At 59.4% G+C, this 26,042-nt stretch carries 19 protein-coding genes and 2 pseudogenes; 11 read left to right on the top strand and 10 right to left on the bottom strand.

Going from position 1 to position 26,042, the window contains the following annotated elements; all coding sequences use genetic code 11:
• The first annotated feature begins 3 nt into the window (after window positions 1-3).
• Both JFV26_RS28765 and JFV26_RS28760 read left to right on the top strand, forming a co-directional pair.
• A complete protein-coding gene (locus JFV26_RS28765) occupies window positions 4-1,413 on the top strand; it encodes a type VI secretion system Vgr family protein (RefSeq protein ID WP_201197069.1) in 1,410 nt (469 codons plus the stop codon).
• A gap of 103 nt (window positions 1,414-1,516) precedes the next feature.
• Window positions 1,517-1,897: pseudogene (locus tag JFV26_RS28760) on the top strand (LysR substrate-binding domain-containing protein); the annotation flags it as partial.
• 74 nt (window positions 1,898-1,971) lie between these two features.
• Here JFV26_RS28760 and JFV26_RS28755 read toward each other — a convergent pair.
• The gene (locus JFV26_RS28755; RefSeq protein ID WP_201197068.1) at window positions 1,972-2,835 is read right to left on the bottom strand and encodes a LysR substrate-binding domain-containing protein; all 864 of its coding nucleotides are present in this window, start codon (window positions 2,833-2,835) and stop codon (window positions 1,972-1,974) included.
• A gap of 109 nt (window positions 2,836-2,944) precedes the next feature.
• On the opposite strand from JFV26_RS28755, the gene JFV26_RS28750 reads away from it, so the two are divergent.
• The 3 genes from JFV26_RS28750 (at window position 2,945) to JFV26_RS28740 (ending at window position 5,848) form a co-directional block, all read left to right on the top strand.
• Window positions 2,945-4,054 carry a 2-aminoethylphosphonate--pyruvate transaminase gene (locus JFV26_RS28750; protein ID WP_201197067.1) on the top strand — a complete coding sequence of 370 codons (1,110 nt, stop codon included), beginning with the start codon at window positions 2,945-2,947 and terminating at the stop codon, window positions 4,052-4,054.
• 196 nt (window positions 4,055-4,250) lie between these two features.
• A complete protein-coding gene (gene phnX / locus JFV26_RS28745) occupies window positions 4,251-5,078 on the top strand; it encodes a phosphonoacetaldehyde hydrolase (protein ID WP_201197066.1) in 828 nt (275 codons plus the stop codon).
• 209 nt (window positions 5,079-5,287) lie between these two features.
• A complete protein-coding gene (locus JFV26_RS28740) occupies window positions 5,288-5,848 on the top strand; it encodes a cytochrome b (RefSeq protein WP_201197065.1) in 561 nt (186 codons plus the stop codon).
• A 164-nt stretch (window positions 5,849-6,012) separates the two neighbouring features.
• Here JFV26_RS28740 and JFV26_RS28735 read toward each other — a convergent pair whose 3' ends face one another.
• The 4 genes from JFV26_RS28735 to JFV26_RS28720 form a co-directional block, all read right to left on the bottom strand.
• Window positions 6,013-6,939 carry a 1-aminocyclopropane-1-carboxylate deaminase/D-cysteine desulfhydrase gene (locus JFV26_RS28735; protein ID WP_201197064.1) on the bottom strand — a complete coding sequence of 309 codons (927 nt, stop codon included), beginning with the start codon at window positions 6,937-6,939 and terminating at the stop codon, window positions 6,013-6,015.
• 217 nt (window positions 6,940-7,156) lie between these two features.
• Window positions 7,157-9,196 carry an oxidoreductase gene (locus tag JFV26_RS28730; protein WP_201197063.1) on the bottom strand — a complete coding sequence of 680 codons (2,040 nt, stop codon included), beginning with the start codon at window positions 9,194-9,196 and terminating at the stop codon, window positions 7,157-7,159.
• 223 nt (window positions 9,197-9,419) lie between these two features.
• Window positions 9,420-12,521, bottom strand: coding sequence for an efflux RND transporter permease subunit (locus JFV26_RS28725; RefSeq protein WP_201197062.1), 3,102 nt, complete (start codon window positions 12,519-12,521; stop codon window positions 9,420-9,422).
• A gap of 2 nt (window positions 12,522-12,523) precedes the next feature.
• Window positions 12,524-13,699, bottom strand: coding sequence for an efflux RND transporter periplasmic adaptor subunit (locus JFV26_RS28720; RefSeq protein WP_201197061.1), 1,176 nt, complete (start codon window positions 13,697-13,699; stop codon window positions 12,524-12,526).
• A gap of 145 nt (window positions 13,700-13,844) precedes the next feature.
• Between JFV26_RS28720 and JFV26_RS28715 the strand changes: the two are divergent.
• Window positions 13,845-15,234 (top strand): annotated as a pseudogene (locus tag JFV26_RS28715) (ATP-binding protein).
• A gap of 5 nt (window positions 15,235-15,239) precedes the next feature.
• The gene (locus JFV26_RS28710; protein ID WP_201197060.1) at window positions 15,240-15,914 is read left to right on the top strand and encodes a response regulator; all 675 of its coding nucleotides are present in this window, start codon (window positions 15,240-15,242) and stop codon (window positions 15,912-15,914) included.
• A gap of 358 nt (window positions 15,915-16,272) precedes the next feature.
• On the opposite strand, the gene JFV26_RS28705 is transcribed toward JFV26_RS28710, so the two are convergent.
• Window positions 16,273-17,544, bottom strand: a complete 1,272-nt coding sequence (locus JFV26_RS28705; RefSeq protein ID WP_201197059.1) for an OmpP1/FadL family transporter — start codon at window positions 17,542-17,544, stop codon at window positions 16,273-16,275.
• 720 nt (window positions 17,545-18,264) lie between these two features.
• On the opposite strand from JFV26_RS28705, the gene gltS reads away from it, so the two are divergent.
• The 4 genes from gltS (at window position 18,265) to JFV26_RS28685 (ending at window position 22,104) form a co-directional block, all read left to right on the top strand.
• Window positions 18,265-19,467, top strand: coding sequence for a sodium/glutamate symporter (gene gltS, locus JFV26_RS28700; RefSeq protein WP_201197058.1), 1,203 nt, complete (start codon window positions 18,265-18,267; stop codon window positions 19,465-19,467).
• A 77-nt stretch (window positions 19,468-19,544) separates the two neighbouring features.
• Window positions 19,545-19,637: a helix-turn-helix domain-containing protein gene (locus tag JFV26_RS35070; protein ID WP_446739954.1), complete on the top strand. Its 93-nt coding sequence runs from the start codon at window positions 19,545-19,547 to the stop codon at window positions 19,635-19,637.
• 295 nt (window positions 19,638-19,932) lie between these two features.
• On the top strand, window positions 19,933-21,063 hold the full coding sequence (locus JFV26_RS28690; RefSeq protein WP_201197057.1) for a carbon-nitrogen hydrolase family protein: 1,131 nt from the start codon (window positions 19,933-19,935) through the stop codon (window positions 21,061-21,063).
• A 3-nt stretch (window positions 21,064-21,066) separates the two neighbouring features.
• Window positions 21,067-22,104, top strand: a complete 1,038-nt coding sequence (locus JFV26_RS28685) for an AraC family transcriptional regulator (RefSeq protein ID WP_201197056.1) — start codon at window positions 21,067-21,069, stop codon at window positions 22,102-22,104.
• Window positions 22,105-22,108: 4 nt separating this feature from the next.
• Here the strand turns inward: JFV26_RS28685 and JFV26_RS34275 are convergent, their stop codons facing one another.
• The 4 genes from JFV26_RS34275 to JFV26_RS28670 all read right to left on the bottom strand — a co-directional run bounded on the left by JFV26_RS34275 (window position 22,109) and on the right by JFV26_RS28670 (window position 25,968).
• Window positions 22,109-22,234, bottom strand: coding sequence for a hypothetical protein (locus JFV26_RS34275; protein ID WP_274610390.1), 126 nt, complete (start codon window positions 22,232-22,234; stop codon window positions 22,109-22,111).
• Window positions 22,235-22,441: 207 nt separating this feature from the next.
• On the bottom strand, window positions 22,442-23,296 hold the full coding sequence (locus JFV26_RS28680; RefSeq protein ID WP_201197055.1) for a DUF2242 domain-containing protein: 855 nt from the start codon (window positions 23,294-23,296) through the stop codon (window positions 22,442-22,444).
• Between the two features lie 293 nt (window positions 23,297-23,589).
• Entirely contained in the window at window positions 23,590-25,461 is a 1,872-nt protein-coding gene (locus JFV26_RS28675; RefSeq protein ID WP_201197054.1) for a SurA N-terminal domain-containing protein, read from the bottom strand.
• 234 nt (window positions 25,462-25,695) lie between these two features.
• Entirely contained in the window at window positions 25,696-25,968 is a 273-nt protein-coding gene (locus tag JFV26_RS28670) for an HU family DNA-binding protein (RefSeq protein WP_002552737.1), read from the bottom strand.
• Window positions 25,969-26,042: the final 74 nt, after the last annotated feature.

Raw genomic sequence — 26,042 nt, 5'->3', positions numbered from 1 at the left:
GCAATGCATAACGACAAGGAAAGTCCCTTCATCCTGACCCTGGTCGAGGATGATTTGAGTTGGCAGGTGTTACGGTTCAGCGGCCAAGAAGGCCTCAACCAGCCCTATCGGTTCGACATCGAAGTGATCGGCCTGGCCCCGGCAATGAGCCTCGAGCGACTGCTGCAACGACCGGCCTTTCTGAGCCTCGGTGACGGCCAGGGCATTCACGGTATTTTGCACAGTGCCAGTCACGAGCACCGTGGCCCGCACCGGACAGGCTACCGACTGATGCTGGTACCGCACCTGCAACGCCTTGAACAACAGCGCACCCGGCGGGTATTTCATCAGCTCAACGTGCCGGCGATTTTGCGTCAGTTATTGGAAGAACACTCGTTGCCCGAGTACGGCTACCGTTTTGAACTCAGCACCGGGCACTATCCCGTGCGGCCCTTTTGCATTCAATACGAAGAAACCGATCTGGCCTTGCTGCACAGGCTCTGCGAAGAAGAAGGCATCCACTATCACTTTGAACACCGCCGCGACGGGCATGTGCTGGTGCTGGCCGATGACAGCCTGAGTTTCCCCCAGGCCCCGGTGCTGACACCTTTCCATGGCGATCCGCTTGAGGAACCGGCCTTTGCCGCGATCCACGAATTGTTTCAACGCCACGACTCGCCGTTGATCCTGCCGCAGAGATTGATTCACGACAGAAGCTCAGCCACCGTCAGCTTTGGTGCGGCCAATCATCCACTGATCGGCAAAAACCTGTTGAGCACGCATCCTGCTGCCGGGCAATTGCATGGCGATCAACGCAGTCGCCGGACGCTGGAACGGCTGCGCTGCCAACACCGACAAATCCATGGACAAAGCGACCAGACAGGATTGCTCAGCGGACGCATCGTGCAGGTGGAGCAACACCCGGTGGCGAGCTTCAACGACCAATGGCTGCTCACCGAGATCCGGCACCAAGGGCAACAACCCTCGATCCTCGCTCCAGACAAACCCTTTGCAGTCCCCGGCTACTGCAACCGGTTTCGCGCCATTCCCTGGTCAACGGTATTCCGGCCCGCGCTCAAGCAACCCCGGCCGAACATTCCTGGCTTTCAACCCGCTCAGGTGCTGGGCGAGCCCGGGCAGCCGGCGGCACTCGATAAACAGGGCCGGATTCAGGTCAGCCTGTGGCCGGGACAGCCTGCGCAGGAGCCGGCGGGCCTCTGGCTCCCGGTGGCCATCGGTGCGTCCAACGCCTCGTCCAGGCTCCCCGTTGCCGGCACTGACGTGTACATCAGTTTTCTCGACAGCGACCCGGACCGACCGATCCTTTACACCGGCTCAAGACTGCTGCCCCCACACCGCACCCGCACCCCGCCACCGCGCGGCGACACGGGCCTGCTGCTCGATTGGCTGGTCAATCGCCCGGATATACCCTGATGCCCACCTGGATTAGAGATTGAGCCACAGGGTCAGTGTCAGGCTTTAAAAGAACCCTGTGACTCACCCCTTATCAGCCTTCCCCGCCGCCGCGGCGAATTTCGTCGCGTTCGTCTCACGCAATCATCCGTGGGCGAGTCGCGAGTCCATCTGCCTGGCGGACCTGGACGACACGCCACCGGTACTGCGGGAAATCGGTTCGGTGACGCGCCAGCCCCTGGAAGAGGAAATGGCCGGGGCCGGGTTTCGAATTCGTCCGGCGATTCAGGTCGAAGGCCGGGAAGCGGCGCGCGAAGCGGTGGTGGTCGGGATTGGAGTCGGGGTGGTGTCGGCCGCGGAGTTTGGTGCAGATTCGCGGATTTGTGCGTTGCCGATTACCGACTGCAAACGGCGGCTGACCGAGACGCTGGTGTGCTTGCGCAAGCAGAGTTCGCGGCGGGTGGTGGCAACGTTTCTGGAGATGGTGCGTGAGAGTTTGGTTTGACCATACTCCCGTGTAGGTGCTGCCGAACGCGGCCCGAGCCTTCGGCAGCTCCTACGCCGAGATTTATCGTTTTCTCATCCCTTGGGCGCCAAATCGAGAAACGCCTGAATCAAGCGCAAATCCCGCCGCCGCTCCATGCACCCGATCATGTGCCGGTTAACCAACCCTTCGCCCATAATCGACACCGCCACCACCCGCGGGTCATGGCTGACTTCCACTGACGACACCACGCCAACCCCCAACTCAGCGGCGACAGCCTCGGTCACCGCCTCACGGCTGTCCAGTTCCAGCAACACCCGCGGGCTGACCTTCGCCTGACTGCACGCCTCATCAAACGTACGCCGGGTAATCGAACTCGGCTCACGCAACACCATGATCACCTGGTCCAGTTCCTTGAGCGGCACGTCCTTCGAACGCTGCGCCCACGGATGGCCGGCGGGCACCAGCGCGCAGATCCGTGATTCGCTCAAGGCTTGCAGATGCAGGCCCTTGCGCGGTTCAACCTGGGTCAGCACTGCCACGTCGGCATGTTCGGACAACAGCGCCGACAGGGTTTCCTGAGCGTTGCCCAAACGCAAGTTCACGGTGATCCCCGGATACCGCGCACGCAAACTGGCGAGCATCGGCATGACCATGTGCGGCCCGTCCGCCGCCACTTCCAGGCGCCCGGTGAGCAATTGCCGGTTGGCTTCCAGCATCACCTGCGCCTCTTCGGCCAGGCCGAACATCGCCCGGGTGATCGCCGCCAGTTTGGTGCCCTCCTCCGTCAACTCCACCCTTCGGGCGGTGCGGCGCAACAGGGTGATCTGGTAGTGCTCCTCCAGCGCCTTGATGTGCCCGGTGACCGCCGGTTGGCTGATGAACAGTCGCGCGGCGGCACGGGTAAAGCTGCCCTCGCGGGCCACCGCATCGAAGGCGCGGAGCTGGAACAGATTCATGAATAACTCTCACTGATGGTTGGCATAACAATAAACAATTTGATTGATGCGACGGCAAATTGCAATTTAAGCCCCGTAGGTTCATCCCATCGATTGCGAGGACACGAGAATGAGTACTGCCGAACCCATCCTACTCACCCCCGGCCCATTGACCACGTCGCGCCGCACCCGTCAGTCGATGATGGTCGACTGGGGTTCATGGGATGACCGCTTCAACCAATTGACCGCCAGCGTCTGCGAGCAACTGCTGTCGATCATCAACGGTGCCGACAGCCATCACTGCGTGCCCCTGCAAGGCAGCGGCACCTTCGCGGTCGAAGCGGCAATCGGCACGCTGGTGCCGCGTGACGGCAAAGTCCTGGTGCTGATCAACGGCGCCTACGGCAAACGCCTGGCAAAGATCTGCGAAGTGCTCGACCGCTCGTTCAGCACCTTCGAAACCGCCGAAGACGAACCGACCACCGCTGCTGACGTTGATCGCCTGCTGCGGGCTGATCCGGGCATCACCCACGTCGCACTGATTCATTGCGAAACCAGCACCGGCATCCTCAACCCGCTGCCGCAAATCGCTCAGGTTATTGCGCAACAGGGCAAACGCCTGATCATCGACGCCATGAGTTCCTTTGGCGCCCTGCCAATCGATGCGCAGCAGGTGCCATTCGACGCGCTGATCGCCGCCTCGGGCAAATGCCTGGAAGGTGTGCCGGGGATGGGTTTCGTCTTCGCTCGCAAAGAATCCCTGGCGACTGCCGCCGGCAACTCACATTCGCTGGCGATGGACTTGTTCGACCAGCACACCTACATGGCCAAGACCGGCCAATGGCGCTTCACCCCGCCGACCCACGTGGTCGCGGCGTTACACGAAGCCCTGCTGCAATACCACGAAGAAGGCGGTTTGCCGGCCCGGCATCAGCGCTACGCCAACAACTGCCAGGTGCTGCTGGATGACATGGCCAAACTCGGCTTGCGCAGCTTCCTGCCCGCCGCGATCCAGGCGCCGATCATCGTCACCTTCCACGCGCCGAAAGACCCGCGCTACCAGTTCAAGGAATTCTACGAACGGGTCAAGGCCAAGGGTTTCATTCTTTATCCGGGCAAATTGACCCAGGTCGAAACCTTCCGTGTCGGCTGCATCGGCCATGTGAACCCGCCGCAGATGCACGCGGCCGTGGCGGCGATTGCCCAAGTGTTGCAGGAAATGGAAGTGTTCGAGATCTGACGCACACCGCTCCGTAGCAGCTGTCGAGCCCCAGCGAGGCTGCGTTCGGCGGCGCAGCCGTCGTAAACCCTGGCGACGCGATCCACCCGAAATACCGTGGTGGATGGTTTGGCGACGGCTTCGCCGCCGAACGCAGCCTCGCTGGGGCTCGACAGCTGCTACGGGCTTCTCCCTACCCAAGTACAGGATTCCAGACATGAACTACACCAACCCAACCCAACTCCAAGCCGCGATCCTCGACTGGGCCGGCACCGTGGTCGATTTCGGCTCGTTCGCGCCGACCCAGATTTTTGTCGAAGCCTTCGCCGAATTCGACGTCCAGGTGTCCATTGAAGAAGCCCGCGGGCCGATGGGCATGGGCAAGTGGGACCACATCCGCACCCTGTGCGATCAACCGCAAGTCGCCGAGCGTTATCGCAAGGCGTTCGGCCGCACACCGACCGACGATGACGTCACCGCCATCTATAAGCGCTTCATGCCGCTGCAAATCGAAAAAATCGCCGAGCACTCGGCGCTGATCCCTGGGGCCCTGGAGACCATCGCCAATCTGCGCCGGCAAGGGATCAAGATCGGCTCCTGCTCCGGCTACCCGAAACAGGTCATGGACAAAGTGGTGGAACTGGCCGCTACCAAGGGTTACGTCGCCGATCACGTGGTCGCCACCGACGAAGTGCCGAACGGCCGCCCATGGCCGGCTCAGGCCCTGGCCAACGTGATCGCCCTGGGGATCGACGATGTCGCCGCCTGCGTGAAGATCGACGACACCGTGCCAGGCATTCTTGAAGGTCGCCGCGCCGGCATGTGGACCGTGGCGCTGATCTGCTCCGGTAACGCGCTGGGCCTGGACTACCCGGGTTATCAGGCCCTCGGCAGCGAGGAACTGGCCAGCGAGCGCAAGCGTATCCACGCAATGTTCGAAGGCTCGCGCCCGCACTACATGATCGACACCATCAGCGATTTACCGCAGGTGATAGCCGATATCAACAAGCGCCTGGCCAAAGGCGAGATGCCGCAAACCAACTGATTCACTGTAGGAGCGAGCGATGCGGGCAAGTCGGGTTGCCGCATCGCTCGCTCCTACAACAAAAGAGCGCTTTTTTGTTGTCAATTAGCTGAACGAGTGCATTGAACGGGCAAATCGCCTCAGGCAAATCCGGCAAAACAGGATTACAGTTAAAGCACAGCGCCGCACAAGAACGGCACTTTAAGCATTGACCTCTGGAGAGCCCCCGTATGCCCTGGAAGAACTCCGACTCACGTTACAGCACGGTGTCGATCACCTTGCACTGGCTGATGCTGGTCTTGTTGATACTGGTTTACGCGTGCATCGAATTTCGCGGGATCTTTCCCAAAGGCAGTGGTGGCCGAACGCTGATCACTGAGTCGCACTACTTGCTGGGCCTGACGGTGTTTGTGCTGGTGTGGCTGCGTTTGTTCGCCCGCAGCCTGGGCCCGGCGCCGCAGATCTTCCCGGCTTCACCGCATTGGCAGACCACACTGGCCAAAATGATGCACTGGGCGTTGTACCTGTTCATGATCGCCATGCCGATCCTCGGCTGGCTGGTGACCAGCGCCAAGGGCAATCAGGTGATGTTCTACGGCTTCGACCTGCCGTTGCTGGTCCCCGAGGACAAGGCGCTGGCCAAGCAGATCCAGGGCTGGCATGAACTCGGCGGCACCATCGGATATTGGCTGATCGGCCTGCACGCCGTGGCCGGGCTGTATCACCACTATGTGGTGGGGGACAACACGTTGTTGCGGATGATGCCGAAGCGGGAGAGCCGTAATAGCTGAACCGAACCTGTAAGCGTTCAACTGACACAACACCTGCCCCTGTAGGAGCTGGCGAAGCCTGCGATCTTTTGATCCTGATTTTGATCTTTAGCGATTTCGGCTCGATCACAACAAGATCAAAAGATCGCAGGCTTCGCCAGCTCCTACAGTGGGTAATGATTTTTTCAGGGTGATGAGGTGAAGCCCCGTCGGCCCTGCAAACCGCCGGTGTGGATGAAGATCAGCCGTGTGCCTTTGGCGAATGTCCCTATTTCGACCTGCTGCTTGAGCGCCAATAGCGCTTTGCCGGTGTACAGCGGCTCCAGGGGAATGCCGCTGGCCTGCTCGGTCTGTTCGATGAACGCCAGCAACAACGGATCGACCTTGGCAAATCCACCGCGACAGGCATCGAACAGTTCATAAGCCGGATTCGCCAATCCGCCCTCCCGCACAATCGATTCAACCTGCTGCGCCACTCCATGATCATCGGGCACCGCCAGTGCGCCATAAACCGGATGATCGCCCGTCTCGGCCAACACTAATCCGGCCAACGTGGTGCCGGTTCCGCAGGCCAGCCACCAACCGTCATAGTCACTCCAGCCCAAACCGTGCAACTGCTCGGTGACCTGATCCCTGAGCGACATACAGCCCCGCGCCCCGCGCAAACCGCCGCCACCTTCGGGCACCGCTTGCAGTGTCGGGTACTGCGCCTGCCACGGTAACCAAAAACCGGGGTCGTGCCGGGCGCGATACCCGGCGTAACCCAGCCAGTGCAACTGCATGCCGAAGTCCTGCAAATCCTTCACGGTCGGGGTGTCTTGTGGATGACCGCGCAGCAGGCCAACGGTGTTGAAGCCGAAGCGTTTGCCTGCTGCAGCCAATGCGTGCAGGTGATTGGAATGGGCGCCGCCGAGGCTGATGGTGCCGTCGGCGCCGGCGTGGTCTGCGGCGTGGAGGTGTTCGATGAGCTTGAACCACTTGTTGCCGCTGATCAGCGGGTCAATTTGGTCCAGGCGCAGGATGGCGACCTGGATGTCGGCTGCGGTGAGCCAGTCGAGATGAAGGGGGTTGAGCGGGGCTTGGGGTAGCCAGTTGCCGGGAGGAGAAAGCATGGGCGTTACGCAGTCTGTCAAAAGACAAGAGTCTACAGTGAGCCCTCCCCCGTAGCAGCTGTCGAGCCCCAGCGAGGCTGCGTTCGGCTGCGAAGCAGTCGTAAAACCTACCACCGCGGTGTTGCAGACAAACCGAGGGGCTGGATTGACGACTGCTTCGCAGCCGAACGCAGCCTCGCCGGGGCTCGACAGCTGCTACCGGGGACCTTATGAAACCTCAGAGTTCGGCTGCGAGACGCGAACCCTGATTGATCGCCCGCTTGGCATCCAGTTCCGCCGCCACGTCCGCGCCACCAATCAAATGCACGTTCTGCCCGGCCGCCACCAGACCGTCCTGCAACTCGCGCAACGGGTCCTGCCCGGCGCAGATCACGACGTTATCCACCGCCAGCACTTGCGGCTCGCCGGTTTCGCCGATGCGGATGTGCAGGCCTTCGTCGTCGATCTTCAGGTATTCAACGCTGTTAAGCATCTGCACCTGTTTGTTCTTCAAACCGGTCCGGTGAATCCAGCCAGTGGTCTTGCCCAGACCGTCGCCGACCTTGGACGTCTTGCGTTGCAGCAGGAACACCTCGCGGGCCGGCGCATGGGGCTGGGCCTTGATGCCGGCCACGCCGCCACGTGCTTCCAGATGCGTGTCGATGCCCCACTCTTTCCAGAACGCTTCACGGTCCAGGCTGGTGGCAACGCCTTCGTGAACCAAAAACTCCGAGACGTCAAAACCGATACCACCGGCGCCAATCACGGCAACGCGTTTGCCCACCGGTTTACGCTCAAGGATCACGTCCAGGTAACTCAACACCTTGGCGTTTTCGACGCCCGGAATTGCCGGTGTACGCGGCGCAATACCGGAGGCGAGAATGATCTCGTCGTAACCGCCGGCCACCAGTTGCGCCACGTCCACGCGAGTGTTCAGGCACACCTCGACGTGAGTGGTCTGCAACTTGCGGTTGAAGTAGCGCAGGGTTTCGAAGAACTCTTCCTTGCCCGGCACGCGCTTGGCGATGTTGAACTGGCCACCGATTTCGCTGGCCGAATCGAACAACGTCACCTGATGGCCACGCTCGGCGGCCACGGTTGCAGCGGACAGGCCTGCAGGGCCGGCGCCAACCACGGCGATTTTCTTGATCTGCTGCACCGGCAGGTAATTGAGCTCGGTTTCGTGGCAGGCCCGCGGGTTAACCAGGCAACTGGTCAACTTGCCGCCGAAGGTGTGGTCCAGGCAGGCCTGATTGCAGCCGATGCAGGTGTTGATTTCATCGGCGCGGCCAGCGGCAGCCTTGTTGACGAAGTCCGGGTCGGCGAGGAACGGCCGCGCCATGGACACCATGTCGGCATCGCCTTCGGCGAGGATCTGCTCGGCGATTTCCGGGGTGTTGATACGGTTGGTGGTGATCAGCGGAATGTTCACCGAACCGCGCAGCTTGGCCGTAACCTTGCTGAACGCCCCTCGCGGCACCTTGGTGGCGATGGTTGGAATCCGCGCTTCGTGCCAGCCAATGCCGGTGTTGATGATGGTCGCACCGGCTTGCTCGATGGCTTTGGCCAGGGTGACGATTTCTTCCCAACTGCTGCCACCTTCCACCAGGTCAAGCATCGACAGGCGGAAAATAATGATGAAGTTCGGACCGACTGCTTCACGTACGCGACGGACGATTTCCACCGGCAGGCGCATGCGGTTTTCGTAGCTGCCACCCCAACGGTCGGTGCGGTGGTTGGTGTGGGCCGCGAGGAACTGGTTAATGAAATAACCTTCGGAACCCATGATCTCGACGCCGTCGTACTCGGCAGTTTGCGCCAGTACCGAGCACGTCACGAAATCGCTGATCTGCTTCTCGATGCCTTCCTCGTCCAGCTCTTTGGGCTTGAACGGGTTGATCGGTGCCTGGATCGCGCTGGGTGCGACTTGCTTTGGGCTGTAGGCATAACGACCGGCGTGAAGGATCTGCATGCAGATCTTGCCGCCCGCCTCGTGCACCGCGCGGGTGACGATCTGGTGCTTGAGGGCTTCTTCCTCGGTGGTCAACTTGGCCGCGCCGGAATACACGCCACCCTCATCGTTCGGGCCGATACCGCCGGTGACCATCAGGCCAACGCCGCCCCGGGCGCGCTCGGCAAAATACGCCGCCATGCGCTCGAAGCCACCGGGCTTTTCCTCAAGACCGGTGTGCATCGAGCCCATCAGGGTGCGGTTGCGCAACGTGGTAAAACCCAGGTCCAGCGGGGCCAACAGGTGCGGGTAGTGAGCGGCGGCCATCGGTAACTCCACATCAAGCGATCACGGAAAAAGTGCAGGAGCTCTTCGGCCCCCGTCAGTCATGTTGGACAGACTAAGAGTCACGTCGCTGTCGCTCAATGACTGTAAGTGACAAATTAATGATCAAAATGTGCAGCAGCTCTTGGCACGCGCCGGTATGCGCCCTCCCCCCCGTGTCCGAGGGGCAAGGCTCGCGCCCGCCTTTGACCCTGATCCGAGGCGTTCAGACCTTCCTGGTAAACCGCCCACGAATCAGCACAAAAAACAGCGGCACAAAAAACACCCCCAGCAACGTCGCACTGAACATCCCGCCCAGCACACCGATACCAATAGCCTGCCGCCCTGCCGAACCTGCACCACTGCTCAAGGCCAGTGGCAGAACGCCGAACATGAACGCCAGCGACGTCATCAGAATCGGGCGCAAACGCAAGCGCGCGGCAGTGAGGGTAGCGTCGACCAAACTTTGCCCCTGTTCCTGCAGATGCTTGGCGAATTCGACGATCAGGATCGCGTTCTTGGCCGCCAGGCCGACGGTGGTCAGCAACCCCACCTGGAAATACACATCGTTTGAAAGCCCCGTCGCCCGGATCGCCAGCACTGTACCAATCACCCCCAATGGCACGACCAATATCACCGAGAACGGTACCGACCAACTCTCATACAGCGCCGCCAGGCACAAGAACACAAATACAATGGACACCGCGTACAGCAAGGGTGCCTGGGAACCGGCCTGGCGCTCCTGATAGGACTGCCCACTCCACTCATGACCAATGCCTTCGGGCAATTGCTTGATGATCGCTTCTACCTCGGCCATGGCCTCGCCCGAGCTGACGCCCGGTGCCGGATCACCTACCAGTCCCAGGGCCGCGCTACCGTTGTAGCGTTCCAGTTGCGGCGAGCCATAGCTCCAGGTGGCGCTGGCAAAGGAGGAAAACGGCACCATTTCTCCCAGGCTGTTGCGCACAAACCAGCGGTCCAGGTCCTGGACCTGCATCCGCGCCTCGGCCTCGCCCTGGATGTACACCCGTTTGACCCGTCCCTCATTGAGGTAATCGTTGACGTAGTTCCCCCCAAGCGCTGCGGACAAGGTGTTGTTGATATCGCTGGTGGATAGGCTCAAGGCACCGGCCTTGCGATCATCGATATTGACCCGCAGCTGCGGCGTATCGTTGAGCCCATTGCTGCGCACCCGTTGCAGCAACGGGCTCTGGTTGGCCAGACGAACGAACTCGTCGCGCGCCTTGACCAGCTCATCGTGCCCCAACCCGCCAAGGTCCTTGAGTTGCAAGTCGAAGCCGGAACTCTGCCCCAGACCACGGATGGCCGGTGGCAAGCTGACAAAGATACTGGCGTCGCGCACGCTGGACATCGCCAGGCTGGCACGCCGAGCAATAGACGCCGAATCCTGGCCCGGGCCAGTACGCTCGCTCCAGTCCCGCAGTTTGATAAACGCCCGCCCGGTGCTTTGCCCCTTGCCGCCGATCCCCATGCCCGCAAGGCCGATCACCGCCTCGACTTCCGGCTGTACCAGCATGTACGCCTCGAACTGTCGCATGGCCTCATCCATGCGGACATTGGTCCCGCCCTCCGGCAACTTGATCTGGGCCATCAGCGTGCCCTGGTCCTCATCCGGCAGAAAACTTGTCGGCAATTGCAGGTAGACCACCGCCATCGCTACGGTGATCAAACCGTACACCAGCATTCCCGAGCGTTTGCGCTTGAGAAGTTTTGCCACACCGCCCTCGTAGCGTTCGGTATTGCGCGCAAACATACGGTTGAACCAGCCAAAGAACCCGCCCCGGGCACCATGGTTAACATCGCCGGGGCGTAGCAACGTGGCGCACAGCGCCGGAGTCAGGGTCATGGCGACCAGTACGGACAAGAGCATGGCGACGACGATGGTCACCGAAAACTGCCGATAAATGATCCCCGTGGAACCACTGAAAAACGCCATGGGAATGAACACCGCCGACAACACCAGGGCGATACCCACCAGCGCGCCCGTGATTTCGTCCATGGACTCGCGCGTTGCCTCCAGGGCCGACACGGCCTTTTCAGCCATGACCCGCTCGACGTTCTCCACCACCACAATCGCGTCGTCCACCAACAACCCGATGGCCAGCACCATGGCAAACATGGTCAGCGTGTTGATCGAATACCCCAACAGCGCCAGCACCCCGAAGGTCCCCAACAACACCACCGGTACGGTAATGGTCGGGATCAGCGTCGCCCGCACGTTCTGCAGAAACAGGTACATGATCAGCACCACCAGCACGATGGCTTCGCCCAACGACTTCACGACCTCCTTGATCGACAGGCTGACAAATGGCGTGGTGTCATAAGCCACAACGGCTTCAAGGCTCAGTTCACTGGGGAAAAACGGCGCCATCTCAGCCAGTTTGGCTTTCACCGCATGGCCGACCTCCAGCGCGTTGGCCCCGGTGGCCAAAGTCACGCCCATGGACGCCGCGGGCTGGCCATTGAGGGTGGTGATCACGTCATAGCTTTCGGCACCGACCTCGACCCGTGCTACATCGCTGAGCAGCACAAGCGCGCCATCACCCGTCGACTTGACCACCACGTTGCGAAACTCCTCCATGGTCTGCAATTTGTTGCGAGCGGTGATCGTGGCGTTCAACTGTTGCCCCGCCACCGCCGGCATCGCTCCCAACTGCCCGGCGGAAACTTCAGTATTTTGTGCCTGCAACGCGGCGCTGACATCCGAGGGCATCAATGCGTACTTGGCCAGTTTGGCCGGATCCAGCCAGATACGCATGGCAAACCCGGACCCGAGCAACATCACCTCGCCCACGCCGTTGACGCGACTGAGTGAGTCAAGCAGGGAGCTGTCGATGTAGTCGCCAATTTCGTTGCTGGACACCTGACTGTTCGAAGACTTCAGCGCCACCATCATCAAGAAGTCGGCACTGCCCTTGCGCACGGTCAATCCTTGGGCTTGCACCGATTGTGGCAGGCGCGATTGAGCCTGCTGCAATTTGTTCTGCACCTGCATCTGCGCCACATCCGGGTCGGTGCCGGGTGCGAACGTCAGGGTGATATTCGCGGTGCCCGCCGAGCTGCTGGAGGATGCCATGTACAGCAGGTTATCCAGCCCGGTCATCTTCTGTTCGATGATCTGCGTGACGGAGTCTTCGACGGTTTTTGCCGAGGCACCGGTGTAGGTCGCGACGATGCGCACACCGGGCGGGGCGATGTCCGGGTATTGCTCCAGGGGCAACTGGCTGATGGACAGGGCGCCGCCCAACATGATGACGATGGCGATGACCCAGGCAAAAATCGGTCGATCAATGAAAAAATGCGCCATGCTCAGCCCTGCCTCGTCATAGCAACTTGCGGGGCGGCGTTATCCACGACCGATACCTGGTTGCCGGGCCGCACGTTCTGCCCGCCCTCAACAACCACCTGTTCGCCAACCGCCAGTCCTGAAGTCACCCACCACTGATGGTCCACGGCCCTGCCGACGCTGATTTGCCGTTGCTCGATCTTGCCGTCCACCACCAGCAACACCGAGGTGGTGCCGCTGGCCGCGCGGGTCACCGCTTGTTGCGGCACCAGAATCGCATGGTCATCCCGAGCCTGTTCCAGCACACCGCGCACGTACATGCCCGGCAACAGTTGCCGCTCGGGGTTGGCGATCTCGGCGCGCAAAGTGACGGTGCCGGTACTCTCATTAACGCGGGCGCCGCTGAACTTCAAACGCCCGGTATGGCTGTAAAGGCTGCCGTCTTCCAGTCGTAGCGCCATGTCCACCTCTCCATCAGCGGCGCTACGCAGGGTGCCGGCCGCCAATTCGCGCTGTAAACGCAACAGCTCGGTGGTGGATTGGGTGACATCGACGTAGAGCGGATCAAGTTGTTGAATGGTGGTCAGCACCTTCTCCTGGTTGGCTACAACCAGTGCTCCGGGGGTGATGGTGGAGGTTTCTATGCGCCCGGAAATCGGCGCAACAATGCGAGTGTAGGTCAGGTTGATCCGGGCGATCTGCAGCGCCGCCTCGGCCAGTTTCACGTCCGCCGCGGCCGTCTGCACGCTGGCTTGGGCATCGTCATTGTCCTGGCGACTGATGGCCTCGAACTTCGCCAGTTCAGCGGTACGTTTTGCGGTGACCTGCGCGGCCTTAAGGCTCGCGCGGGACTTGGCCAGCGACGCTTCGGACTGAGCCACGGCGGCACGATAAGGCGCCGCATCCAGCTCGTACAACACCTGCCCGGCTTTGACTTCACTGCCTTCGACAAACAAGCGGCGCAGCACCAGACCGCCCACTTGCGGACGCACCTGGGCCACCATAAAGGCCTGGGTTCGGCCGGCCAGCTCAGTGCGCAGCACCTGGCTTTGCGCCTTGATGGTGACCACGCTGACCTCGGGCACACTGGCAGCGACAGGCTCTTTGTCCGATGAACAGCCGCTCAAGAGTGAAACTGCAATCAGCGTCATGACGCACACACAGGTCACTCGAAACCGGGTAATGATTTTTATCGACATTAGTGCCTCTGCAACAAAGGGAAGGCTTTGGCCTGACACCATGTTGAGTGGCAAATGTGCAGGAAAATTGAAGATTGCCGTGCGCCCTTGAATCCTGCGCACCAGAAGGCCTAAATGGCACACATCCCACGACTTGTGCGTCCTCATGAAGCTGAGTATTTCCACCAAATTGTTCGCCGCGGTGTTCGCCAGTGTGTTGCTGGTCATCCTTGCCATGAGCGTTGCCACCGGCTGGAGTTTTCAACGCGGCTTTATTGGTTACCTCAATGATCAGGGGATTACACGTCTGGAAAAAGCGTTGCCCCGGTTGGCCGAGTTTTACGGCCAGGAAGGCAGTTGGGATGCAATGCGAGAGGATCCACGCCGGCTGTTCGATTTGATGCGGCCCATTCCCGGTGTCGACTTCCCGCTGGATGTGCCAAAAGAAGATGCGATCATGCCGGAATCTACCGGCGCTCTGTTTCGCACGGCCCTGCTCGATGCGCAAAAGAACCGAGTAGCCGGTTACAAGAAAACCACTGACGACGCGATCACCCGGCCCATCGTCTTCGAAGGGAAAACAGTGGGCTGGGTGACCCTCGCACCGTTCCAAAGCGTTTCAGAGGGCGGCGGGGAAATCTTCCGCCGCTATCAGCTCCATACCAGCCTGATCGTCGGCGTTGGCTCCTTGCTGTTGGCCACGCTGATTGCCTGGTGGATTTCCCGGACACTGCTCGGCCCGGTCAAGCGCGTGGCGGCTGCCACCCATAGGCTGGCTGTCGGCGAGTACAGCTGCCGAGTGTCGGTCGCCGCTCAGGATGAGGTCGGGCAACTGGCACGGGACTTCAACCAATTGGCCCATACCCTGGAACGTAACGAACGCATGCGCCGCGATTTCATGGCTGACATTTCCCATGAGCTGCGCACACCTTTAGCCATTTTGCGCGGTGAACTGGAAGCGCTCGAAGACGGCGTGCGCGCCCTCGACAGCACCGCCCTGAGTTCGCTGCAAAGCGAAGTCGGCAGGCTCGGCAAACTGATCGAGGACCTTTACGAGGCTGTCCCTGGCAGAGGTTGGCGCCCTCGCCTACCGCAAAAGCAAATGTGATGTCGGCGCGCTGCTCAGCGAGAGCATTGAAATGTTCCGCGAGCGAAGTCAGGCCTGCGGCTTGAGCATGGAGCTGAAACTGCCGGCCAAGCCTTATGTGCTTGAAGTCGACGCCGACCGCTTGCAGCAGCTGTTCAGCAATTTGCTGGAAAACACCATGCGCTACACCGCGGCGGGTGGCGGTGTGCAAATCAGTCTGATACCGACGCCCAAGGTACTGACCATCGATTTTTTCGACACCGGTCCCGGCGTGGCCCCCGAGCACTTGCCGCGCCTGTTCGAGCGCTTCTACCGGGGTGATGCGTCACGTAACCGGGCCTACGGTGGCGCAGGCCTGGGCCTGGCGATCTGTCGCAACATCGTCGAAGCCCACGGCGGCCAGATCAGCGCAATGCCTTCGCCCTTGGGCGGCCTTTGGCTGATCATCCACTTACCCTATGGACACTGAAACCCATGAGCCAAGACGTGCCGATCCTGGTGGTCGAAGACGAACCCAAACTGGCGGCGCTATTGCGTGATTACCTGGTCAGCGACGGCTACACCGTGCATTGCGTGGACAACGGTCTGGACGTGGTGTCGGCCGTGCAGGCATTCAACCCGCGACTGATCCTCCTGGACCTGATGCTGCCGGGACGCGATGACCTGGAAGTCTGTCGTGAGCTGCGTACTTTCAGCGCCGTGCCGGTGATCATGATCACCGCTCGGGTAGAGGAAATCGACCGCTTGCTTGGATTGGAGCTGGGCGCCGATGACTACATCTGCAAACCCTTCAGCCCTCGGGAAGTCATGGCTCGGGTCAAGGCTATTCTACGCCGTGGTCCGTTGCTGAAAGAACCCGCGACGGTGCGCCTGCGCATCGATGAGGCGCGCTACAGTGCGTCGTTCGACGGCATCGATCTTGACCTGACACCGGTTGAACTGCGCCTGCTCAAGACGCTGAGCGACGCTGCGGGACGGGTATTTTCCAGGGATCAATTGCTCGACAAACTGTACTTCGATCACCGCGTCGTCACCGACCGGACCGTGGACAGTCACATCCGCAACTTGCGACGTAAACTGGACGATGCCAGCCCCGGTGATGATCCGATTCGCTCGATCTACGGCGTGGGCTACAAGCTGGAGCTGTGATGCGGATCATGTCTGGCGGTGATGAAAAAGGGTCCTTCTATCCAGGCAAGAACCCGTTGTGGGGCGTTTCTTTGTGCGTCAAACGAGCGTGGCCAAGCGACGTTTACGTGAGTGATCGTCAGGCTGCCAGCCAACCGGACTGCAGGGCGGATAAACTCTTAGAACTGCGGGGTCTGTCCGGCTGATCATTGAAGAATTACTCACGTTGGCGCAGTCACCCGACAGTAGATTTCGCGCAGGCCTGTAGCCGAGCCGCGTTGCTCGCATGCTACCCACCACAAAAAAAAGCCCTCGCCTCAACGCAAGAGAACGGGGGCTGTTTGGTGTTTAATTAGCGCCCTATTCAGAGCGTCATAAATCAGAAACGATAAGTGGCGCCCACACCAAAACCATTCGCCCGGTTTTGATACTCGGCGTTGTAGGCTTGGCCACGCTCGTTACGGTTGTTGACCTTGACCGACTCCTCCTTGAGATAGGAGTAAGCGACGTCGATGGTCAGGTCGTCGGTCGGGCTCCAGCCAGCACCAAGACTGAGGATTTTGCGATCGCCCGTAGGAATGCGTGGGGAGCGGTCGGCGTTATTGGTCGGCGACTGGTCAATCGACAGACCGGTGCGCAGCACCCATTGCTTGTTCAACTGGTACGAAGCACCGATGGCGTGAGCCCAGGTGTCATGCCAGTTTTGATTTTCGGTGATTTCGCCAAACTGCCCTGCCAGAGCGCCAGGCACGCCGCTGTTCTTGACGCTGATTTCTTTCAGGCGGCTCCAGCGGGTCCAGGTGCTGCCTGCATACAAGGTCCACTGGTCATTGAGTGCGTGAGTCACCGAAAAGTCCACCGACTCCGGCGTGGTCACCTCCAGAGAGGCATCGTACTTCTGATCGGTGTTCTGGCCCGCCATTGCCAGCAGGCCGTAGCTGACCTTGGTGTGGCCTTCCAGCTTGTATTCCACTTTCGAGTGATAGGTCAGGCCGACGCGCGTGCTGTCGGTCAACTGGGCCAGAATCCCGAAGTTGTAGCCCAATGCCGTGTCACTGCCTTTGATATGCACGTCGCCATCCGGTGCGGCTTGGGTGAGCGAGAGCTTGGACTCCAGGGTCCCTTCGATATGGTTGAAAGTCGGACCAAAGCCGATGGAAAGCTTGTCGTTGAAGGCGTAGCTGACGGTTGGCTGTAACGTGATGACCTGCACTTCGCTCTTGCTGCCAAAGTATTTTCCGGCAAAACCGTTTTCGTAGTCGGCGACCAGGCCAAAGGGTGCATACACGCCCACACCGACAGCCCATTGCTCATTGACAGGCTTGACGTAGAAGCCCATCGGCACCGCAATTAAAGGAACCATGTCGCCTTTGTTGGTGCCGCCGTTCGGGCTGGCGCTGGCATGGCTGATATCAGAATGCGCATCGATCAGGGTGGCACCACCTGTGACTTGTTCGCGTTTGAGGCGCGACATGCCCGCAGGGTTACCGAACACCGTACTGGCATCGTCGGCAGCCGACGAGCGCCCGGCGAAGCCGGTGCCCATCCCACTGATGCTTTGTTCATTAAGGGCAAACCCTGCGGCTAAGAGCTGGGTGGATGCGAAGCTCAAGGCGAGACCCAGAGTGGTTTTCAGCATTGTTTTTTTCATGGACTGCGCCCCCAGTAATAATTAGACAAACAAAACCAACACTTTCCCCTGCAAAACAAACTGCATCGATAGAGGCCGCTTAAACCTTCGTTTAGACACTTACGCGATATCCAGCCAGCAACGAGTCACGCCACGCCAGAATCAACTAGATGCATAACCTGGTGTATTTTCGACCAAGACAATTTCGCAAATAAGAAATGTAAAGCAGATGCACATCTACACTTATAAGATTTGTCTTAAAAGCACAGTGGTTTTTTCTGGTACAGATTCGACCTGGCCGTATGCGTTCTCAATCTGGCCTGTGAGCGGACTTACCCGACCCATTAAATAAACCCGCACACCCGCCACCAAAACATTAAATTTGTTACATATTTTCCAAATTTTTCACCTTACGATCAATCGACGCAATGCTCACTCAGCAATCCAGACGTGGCTCATGGCGTCTTTTGTCAGATTTAGATAAAAATCATTCGTGCCCCCCGCATACACTTTTAGACACAACTGCACAGCGTCTGGATCGTCTATGAACTTTGTAATGAGACTTGGAGATTGATAAAGTCGCGCCCGGCAACATATATCAAGAAACGTTTCGATCTGTTTGGCAGGCCATTGACGGTCGCCTGAATCTCAAAAGCAATCAGGGTTGAGACGAATCAACCTGTTCAAGAGGCGTGTCCAGGTAAAAAGTCCGCCCCTGAATGTATACCCAGGAATATCCCGATGGTTCAGCTCGATTTTTATGGAACACTTGTGGCCGCCTCTTTAGTGCTGTTGCTGGGGCGCGGGCTGGTCGCACGTGTCGGATTCTTACGCACCTATAACATCCCTGAACCTGTCGCCGGCGGCCTGGTGGTTGCCTTACTGCTCCTGGCTTTGCGAATCTTTGATATTGAGGTCCGCTTCGATACATCACTGCAAACGCCCTTGATGCTGGCGTTTTTTGCCACCATTGGCTTGAGTGCAGACTTCGCCAGCCTGAGGAAAGGCGGACGCGTCGTGGGGATTTTCCTACTGGCGGTCACCGGGCTACTGGTCGTCCAGAATGCCATGGGCATCGGGCTCGCGAAGGCGTTGGGGCTCGATCCGCTGATGGGTCTGCTTACTGGCTCGATTACGTTGTCGGGCGGCCACGGTACTGGCGCTGCGTGGGGAACGATGTTCAGCGAGAAATTCGGTCTGGCGTCCGCCTCCGAACTGGCGATGGCCTCTGCAACGTTTGGCCTGGTACTGGGCGGCTTGATTGGTGGCCCGGTTGCTCGCCTGCTGATCAAACGTGTCCAGACACCCGGCCTCGTGCAAGAAGTGCCGGTTCTGCCAAAGGGTTTTGAACAGCCGAATAAAGAGCGCTCGATCACACCTTTTTCACTGATTGAAACCATCGCGCTGATCGCGGTCAGCTTACAAGCAGGCACTCTCCTGAATGGCCTGCTACAGGGCACGGCATTAGAGCTGCCGACGTTCGTTTGCGTGTTGTTCGTGGCTGTGATTTTGCGCAATGGGCTTTCAGCACTTGGCCTGTATAAGGTATTTGAGCGTGAAGTCTCGGTGTTGGGGAACGTCAGCTTGTCGCTGTTTCTGGCGATCGCCCTGATGTCACTCAAACTCTGGGACCTGGCCGCACTGGCATTGCCGTTCTTCATCATCCTGGCGGCGCAAACGCTGGTCATGGCGCTGTTTGCCATTTTCATAACGTTCAGGGTCATGGGCAGTAACTACGATGCAGCGGTACTGGCGGCAGGGCACTGCGGGTTTGGACTGGGTGCCACGCCCACCGCCATCGCCAACATGCAAGCGGTGACCCAACGCTACGGGCCTTCGCAAATGGCCTTTCTGGTGGTGCCTATGGTGGGGGCGTTCTTCATCGACATCATCAATGTCATCGTGATCAAGTTGTACTTGGCGTTGCCGTTCATCGGCGGTTGACGTTCAAGCCACTTGGCCGGTGTTCTGTCACGTCTTAGCTGCTCAAACAGAGCAGCATCGCCACCGGTGCAAACCTCTTGCGATTGAAACAAGGCAAGGCAAAGGGGTTTCGACTGGCCACTTTTGACGCAATATGCAAGCACCTGAATTGTCAGCCGGCAACTTGTTGATCCATGTTGCCGATGTCGAGCAACAGTCATTCCTCAGTGATGGCGGCAAACTCGCTATGCCCGCTTCAATGACGCCGCGCAGATTTTTGCCGGTCCACACTTGAGCTGGCAGCTACCGGCTTTCAGGTTATGGCTCATTTCACTCATTCTGTTTTGCGACACGGATATTCAGCCGCAAGCGAAAAATAAACTATAGAAATCAGAAAATTGCCCACTAACCCGTTGATTCCCTTTATCCTCGATCCAAATCCAAATGAAAAGCCATGTCCCGCACACGGCCGTTGACTGCTTTCCCATGCGTAAACTTCTGTACCTGACATTTTCCATGGCGTTGATCGCCGCCCTCACGACCTACGCCATGTGGGCCGCGGACCGCCCGGTGGGTCATTACCTGTCGGACCTACGGATCAATCTGGCGGTCGATCAAGGGATGCCGGCAGATCGCGGCAACCTGCTGGGCATCCAGCCCGAGCTGTTCCCCACTGATTACCAGAGCCCCGAGCGCTTGCACCGCAAGCTCGCGGCCTATCTGCAAAAAGCCCGGGACCAGGGCCTGCTGAATGAAAAAACCATCGTCGTGCTGCCGGAACATGTGGGCACCTGGCTGATGGTCAGCGGCGAGAAGGACGAGCTGTACCAGGCCAGCACCCTTCAGGAAGCCATGAACTGGCTGGCAGCGAGCAATCCGCTGCAGTTTGTCCGTGCCCTGATCAGTGCCAAGGGCGCCAGCCGTCTCGATGACGCTCACCTGCGCATGAAAGCCAAAAGCATGGCCAAGGATTACCAGGCGCTGTTCGGTGGGTTGGCGAAAGAATTCCATGTGACGCTGGTGGCCGGCTCCATCGTGCTGCCTGAGCCCAGCGTTATCGACGGCACCCTGAAAATCGGTCACGGCGCACTGTTCAACAGCAGCGTGGTGTTCGGTCGCGACGGTTTGCCGATTGGTCAGCCGCAGCGGCAAATGCACCCGATCTTCGATGAGCAGGACACCCTCGCCGCCAACACCGATCACACAGTCAATGTTGTCGACACCCCGGCTGGACGCCTGGGCATCTTGATCGGCAGCGACAGTTGGTACCCGGACAACTACCGCAAACTCGACGAACAGGGTGCGCAACTGGTGGCGGTCCCGGCGTTCGTCGTCGGGCACGGCACCTGGGACAAACCGTGGCGCGGTTACAAGGGCTTGTCGACGCCAGGTTCAGTCAGCCTCAAGGCTGGCGAACTGAGCGAAGGCCAGGCCTGGCATCGCCTGACACTGATTGCCCAGCCACCCAGCAGCCAGGCCATCGCCGGCATCAGCGTGTTCCTGCGCGGGCAATTCTGGGACAAGGGCAGCGCCGGCCAGAGCTTTCTTAGCGCCAACGGCCAGCACTCTGCCGACAGCAATGTCCGTGGCGCGCGCCTGTTGAACCTCTGGTTGTAAACAATGAAACCGCTGCCAATGCGCCTCGGGGATCTGTCAGTGGGCTTTGTTCACAGCCTGGCCGACGCTGTGCGCAGCCACGGTACCGATCCTGAGCCCTTGCTCGACCAGTACGGCCTCGACGCCGCCCGCCTGAGCGAAGCAGGCGCCAGGCTCTCGATCCCGCGCTACATGCGCCTGGGCTACGGGGCTATTCAACTGACCGGCGACCCGGCACTGGGCTTGCGCATGGGTCAGTTCAGTCGCTTGAGTCAGGCGGGCCTGGCCGGTGTCACCGCGGCCCAGGCGCCGACAGTGCGGGAAGCGGCGCGCTGCCTGATTCGCTTCGAAGCCTTGTACGGCTCCAACTATCGCGGCCAGTCGAGTTTTCACGAAGACGCCCGGGGCGCCTGGCTTCGGTTCTATTCCATCAGCCCTTACAACGCCTACAACCGCTTCGTGGTGGACTCGATCGTCGCCGGCTGGTTGCAGCAATTGTCCAGCGTGAGCCCTGCCCCGCTGCGGGCCGAACGCATCGAGATCGAATTCGAAGAGCCGCAGTATAGAGAAGCCTACAACGTGTTTGATTGCCCGATCCAGTTCGGCGCCGAACTCAATCAATTGCGCCTGAGCCTGGCCAGCCTCGCCCAGCGCAACCCGCAACATTGCCCGAGCACCTGGCGGCACCTGCTGCAATTATGTGAACGGGAACTGGAGCAACTGACACGCACCCGTAGCCTGCGTGAACGCATCACTCAGTTACTGGGTCCGTTGCTCAACGGTGGCCGGGAACCCGACCTGGAAGAAGTGGCGGCACGCCTGAAGCTGCCTACCTGGACCTTGCGTCGCAAACTCGCCGAGGAAGGCACGCAGTTTCGTGCAATTCTCAACGACACGCGCCGCGACCTGGCCATGACCTACATCCGCGATACCGAACTGGCGTTCGGAGAGATCGCTTATCTACTCGGCTTTGCCTCAGCCGAAGCCTTTCAACGGGCCTTCAAACGCTGGAACGGCCAGACACCCGGCGAATTTCGCCGCAGTCATCGCCAATCCGCGTAAAGCCTTACAGCTCGGTAGCGTCTTCGGCCGGTTCCAGCGGATCCAGTTCAAACGCCTGATACTCGAGCAACTCTTCTTGATAATCGTCCATCGTGGTGTCCCCTATCGCTCTTGAAAAATGCCTGATCAAATGACCAGCGCCTTGAGCATAAAGTGCCCGCGTGAAAGAAAAATGACGCCGGCACCACACTCAACCGCTACTTGATAAAACGTAGCAGGTGGTCAGGAATTTATCAGAGGATTTTTTCGATACAGTCCGTAGGACAACGGCCTGGTTTGACATGGGTCAATCTTGATGGCGGTTACGGGGCACACGCTCCCGCAACGCCTGGGTCGCTTACTGGCCGGAGGACGGCATGGCCGGGATTGGCTCGCTTGGCGCCGGCATGCTGTCCGGGTGCACCGGCGGGGTAATGGTCTCGGTGCCTGGGGCTGGCTCAGGCGTTTGAGCCGGGGTGATTGGCGCAGCTTCCGGCGGCGGTGCGACTGGCTCCGAAGCGGCAGGAGCAACCTCAACAGCGGCGGGCGCGGCAACCGGAACCACTACAGGTACTGCGGCAGGTGCGGCGGTTGGTGTTGGCACCAGTGCTGCGGGTGCCGCTTTGGCTTCGGGTACGCCCAGGTCGGTTTTAGGCTTCTCGACGATGTGCGCCGCTTTCTTCGCTTCCGGCGGCAGGAACAACTCCACCAAGGTAAAGAAACGCTCGTAGAACTTGGCCGAGGACACGGTTTCGCTGGCGACCTTGACCATCGAATCATCAGACGAGCCGATCGGCATCGACACCGAGCCCAACACGCCTACACCGAGACTTGCAGAATTATTGGTCTTCTTCAGCGCGTAGCGGTCCTGCAAGGCGTTGGCGAACATGGTCGCGTGGTGCCCCTCGGTGCCGTCATCGGCACAGACCACACTGAAGCTGATCTCCATGTGGGTCTCGCCAGTCTGCTGGAAGCTCTTGTGCCCGCTGACCAGTTTCGGATCGCTGCTGGTGATGATATAGCCCTGGCTGAGCAAGGCGCGACGGGCGGCTTCGCAGGTCTGTGCATCGCTCACCGGGTAGTTGCGTGAAAACGTTCCGGAATCGTCGAAGTTCTCATGCTCATAGATGGCGGCTTTTTTCGACGAACAACCGGCAGCAGCGACTAGCACCAGCGCCAGCCCGACGACACGCATGGGAATTGACTTAAACATTGAACATCCTGAGGGGAAACGGTCCGGGGCGTATTGTGCAACAGAACGATGCTTAGGTGCGCATCGATTAGTGTCTTAAAACGGTTACAGGTGTGTTGACCGTTATATGCAGGAAAAGTCGCACGGGAGCGACAGATTCCCGATGGACAGAGCAAAGATCAAAAGATCGCAGCCTTCGGCAGCTCCTACGCGCCTGTGGGCGCTGCCGAAGGCTGCGATCTTTTGCTTTTTCTCTCCAAAAAAACCCGGCCTTTCAGCCGGGGTTCTTGTCTAGCGCAAAACTCAGTCAGCCATCAGTAACGCTTGACGTCCGCTTCGCTTTCCAACTGTTTGCGGTAGGCCGCAAAGTCTTGCTGGCCAATGCGCGAAGCGAGGAAGCGACGGTATTGAGCCTTCTCTTCATCGGTCGGTGCTGCGGCTTCATTCACGCCATTAAGACGCACGATCACCAAGCTACCATCGGCCAGGGTCACGCTGCTGAACGTCGGCTTGTCCTTGGCGGCTGGCTTAGGCATACGGAACAGCGCTTGCAGCACGGTTGGGTCAACCCCTTCCTGTGCACGAGTAGCTGCTGCGGTGACTTTCCAGTTCTGGCCGTCGATCGCCTTGTCCAGCGGTGTCTTGCCATCGCGCAGGCTGGCGATCAGCCCATCAGCCTTGGTCTTGGCGGCAGCACTGGCGTGCTCCTTGGCCAATTGCGTGCGGATGCTGGCAGTCACGCTTTCCAGCGGCAACTGCGAAGGCTTCAAGTGCTCTTTGGCACGCAGCACGATCACGGTTTCCGGATCCAGCTCGATGGCGGTGCTGTTGGCACCTTCATCCAGTACTTCCGGACTGAACGCAGCAGTGACCACGGCACGGTTGGCCGCAACACCTTCGCCACCTTCACGGCCGAACGGCGCGGAAGTGTGAACAGTCAGTTTCAAGTCCTGTGCCGGCTGAGCCAGATCAGAAGCTTCGAACGCGGAGTCTTCCAGTTGCTTGGTCGCCTCTACGAAACGCTGCTCGACCTGCTGGGTTTTCAGCTCGCGGGTCAGCTTGTCCTTGAGGCTGGCAAACGTCGGAACTTCCGGCGCTTCAACACCCAGCAGCTTGATCAGGTGGAAACCAAAGTCGGTACGAATTGGCTCGGACACTTGATCCTTGGCCAACGAATACAGGGCTTTTTCGAACGCTGGATCGTAGACACCAGGACCGGCGTAACCGAGGTCACCACCGCTGTTCGCCGAACCCGGATCCTGGGAGAACTCCTTGGCCAGAGCCTCGAACTTCTCGCCTTTGGCCAGACGCGCCTGAACTTCTTCGATCTTGGCCTTGGCTTGCGCCTCGGTGACCTTGTCGTTCACTTCGATCAGAATATGCGCAGCCCGGCGTTGCTCGGCCAGGTTGGCGGTTTCTTTCTGATAGGCCGCTTGCAGGTCTTCGTCTTTAACGCTGATTTCGTCGAAGAAGGAAGCCTTCTTCAACTCCAGGTAATCGATGACAACCTGATCCGGTGTCATGAATTCCTTGGCGTGCTCGTCGTAATAAGCCTTGACCTCATCGTCGGTCAGCTTCACAGCTGCCGGGTCAACCTTGATGTTCAAGGAAGCGAAATCACGAGTCTGTTTTTCCAGGCGGGCGAAGGCCAGGACCTGCGCGTCGGTGACAAACCCACTACCCGCCAGGCCAGCGCGCAACTGACCGATCAGCATTTCCTGAGCCAGCATCTGGCGGAATTGCATACGGCTGTAACCCAGTTGACGGATCACCTGGTCGAAACGCTCAGAACTGAACTTGCCGTCGACCTGGAATTCAGGCGTCAGTAGGATCACTTGGTCCAAAGCGGCTTCGGAGAAAGCGAATTTCGATTTTTCTGCGCCTTGCAGCAGCAGTTTGCGATCGATCAGGCCTTTGAGGGCCGATTCGCGCAGCATTTTTTCGTCGAGCAAGGAAGCGTCGAAATCCTTGCCCAGCTGTTGCATCAGCTGACGGCGTTGCATGTCGACAGCCTGGCTCAGCTCGTTCTGGCTGATCTCTTCGCCGTTGACCTTGGCCGCATCATTGCTGTGCGTCGTGGCCTTGAAAATGGCGTCGAAACCGGTCAAAGCCATCAGTGCAACGATGACCCCGATAATGGTCTTGGCAATCCAGCCTTGTGAATTGTCCCTGATATTCTGCAGCATGCGTCCCCCAGAAACGGTTGAACTTCAAAAATTAGGCAACCGTGGAGCGTGGGTAGAATCCGGATAGAAGAAAGGCGCATCCGAGGATGCGCCTTCTCGTAACTGACGGAGCGGACCGAGGGTTCGAACATGCGACCCTCGGTGTCTCAGATCGGCGATGTGCTGACTGGACTACCGCTCCGCTGCCAGGTCAGGCATGACCCCGACCCGGATAGGCAAAAACCTGAATCGAACTTAGTTGACAGCTTCTTTCAGTGCTTTACCGGCTTTGAAACCTGGTTTTTTGGCTGCTGCGATTTCCAGCGTCTTACCGGTCTGCGGGTTACGACCAATGCGAGCTGGACGATCCGTGACGGAGAAAGTACCGAAACCAACCAGAACAACAGAGTCGCCAGCCTTGAGAGCGCCAGTGACGGATTCGATTACTGCGTCCAGCGCACGGCCAGCAGCAGCTTTCGGGATATCAGCGGATGCAGCGATAGCATCAATCAGTTCCGACTTGTTCACTCTAAGTCCCCTTATATCTATTTGAGTATGATTCTAAGTTTTTTGGTGAAAGCAAAAACGAGTGCTGAATGGCC

The sequence above is a fragment of the Pseudomonas sp. TH31 genome (assembly GCF_016650815.1).
GTDB lineage: Bacteria > Pseudomonadota > Gammaproteobacteria > Pseudomonadales > Pseudomonadaceae > Aquipseudomonas.
Note: the sequence above shows the minus strand (reverse complement) of the source record. Positions and strands in the feature narration are given on the sequence as shown.

Bases quoted from the DNA above. Each gene is read 5' to 3' on its own strand.
- JFV26_RS28675 (WP_201197054.1), bottom strand. From the start codon at position 25,461: ATGCTGCAGAATATCAGGGACAATTCACAAGGCTGGATTGCCAAGACC.
- JFV26_RS28725 (WP_201197062.1), bottom strand. From the start codon at position 12,521: ATGGCGCATTTTTTCATTGATCGACCGATTTTTGCCTGGGTCATCGCC.
- gltS (WP_201197058.1), top strand. From the start codon at position 18,265: ATGGTTCAGCTCGATTTTTATGGAACACTTGTGGCCGCCTCTTTAGTG.
- JFV26_RS28685 (WP_201197056.1), top strand. From the start codon at position 21,067: ATGAAACCGCTGCCAATGCGCCTCGGGGATCTGTCAGTGGGCTTTGTT.
- JFV26_RS28750 (WP_201197067.1), top strand. From the start codon at position 2,945: ATGAGTACTGCCGAACCCATCCTACTCACCCCCGGCCCATTGACCACG.
- JFV26_RS28720 (WP_201197061.1), bottom strand. From the start codon at position 13,699: ATGTCGATAAAAATCATTACCCGGTTTCGAGTGACCTGTGTGTGCGTC.
- JFV26_RS28680 (WP_201197055.1), bottom strand. From the start codon at position 23,296: ATGTTTAAGTCAATTCCCATGCGTGTCGTCGGGCTGGCGCTGGTGCTA.
- JFV26_RS28740 (WP_201197065.1), top strand. From the start codon at position 5,288: ATGCCCTGGAAGAACTCCGACTCACGTTACAGCACGGTGTCGATCACC.
- JFV26_RS28690 (WP_201197057.1), top strand. From the start codon at position 19,933: ATGCGTAAACTTCTGTACCTGACATTTTCCATGGCGTTGATCGCCGCC.
- JFV26_RS28730 (WP_201197063.1), bottom strand. From the start codon at position 9,196: ATGGCCGCCGCTCACTACCCGCACCTGTTGGCCCCGCTGGACCTGGGT.
- JFV26_RS28755 (WP_201197068.1), bottom strand. From the start codon at position 2,835: ATGAATCTGTTCCAGCTCCGCGCCTTCGATGCGGTGGCCCGCGAGGGC.
- JFV26_RS28705 (WP_201197059.1), bottom strand. From the start codon at position 17,544: ATGAAAAAAACAATGCTGAAAACCACTCTGGGTCTCGCCTTGAGCTTC.
- JFV26_RS28765 (WP_201197069.1), top strand. From the start codon at position 4: ATGCATAACGACAAGGAAAGTCCCTTCATCCTGACCCTGGTCGAGGAT.
- JFV26_RS28735 (WP_201197064.1), bottom strand. From the start codon at position 6,939: ATGCTTTCTCCTCCCGGCAACTGGCTACCCCAAGCCCCGCTCAACCCC.
- phnX (WP_201197066.1), top strand. From the start codon at position 4,251: ATGAACTACACCAACCCAACCCAACTCCAAGCCGCGATCCTCGACTGG.
- JFV26_RS28710 (WP_201197060.1), top strand. From the start codon at position 15,240: ATGAGCCAAGACGTGCCGATCCTGGTGGTCGAAGACGAACCCAAACTG.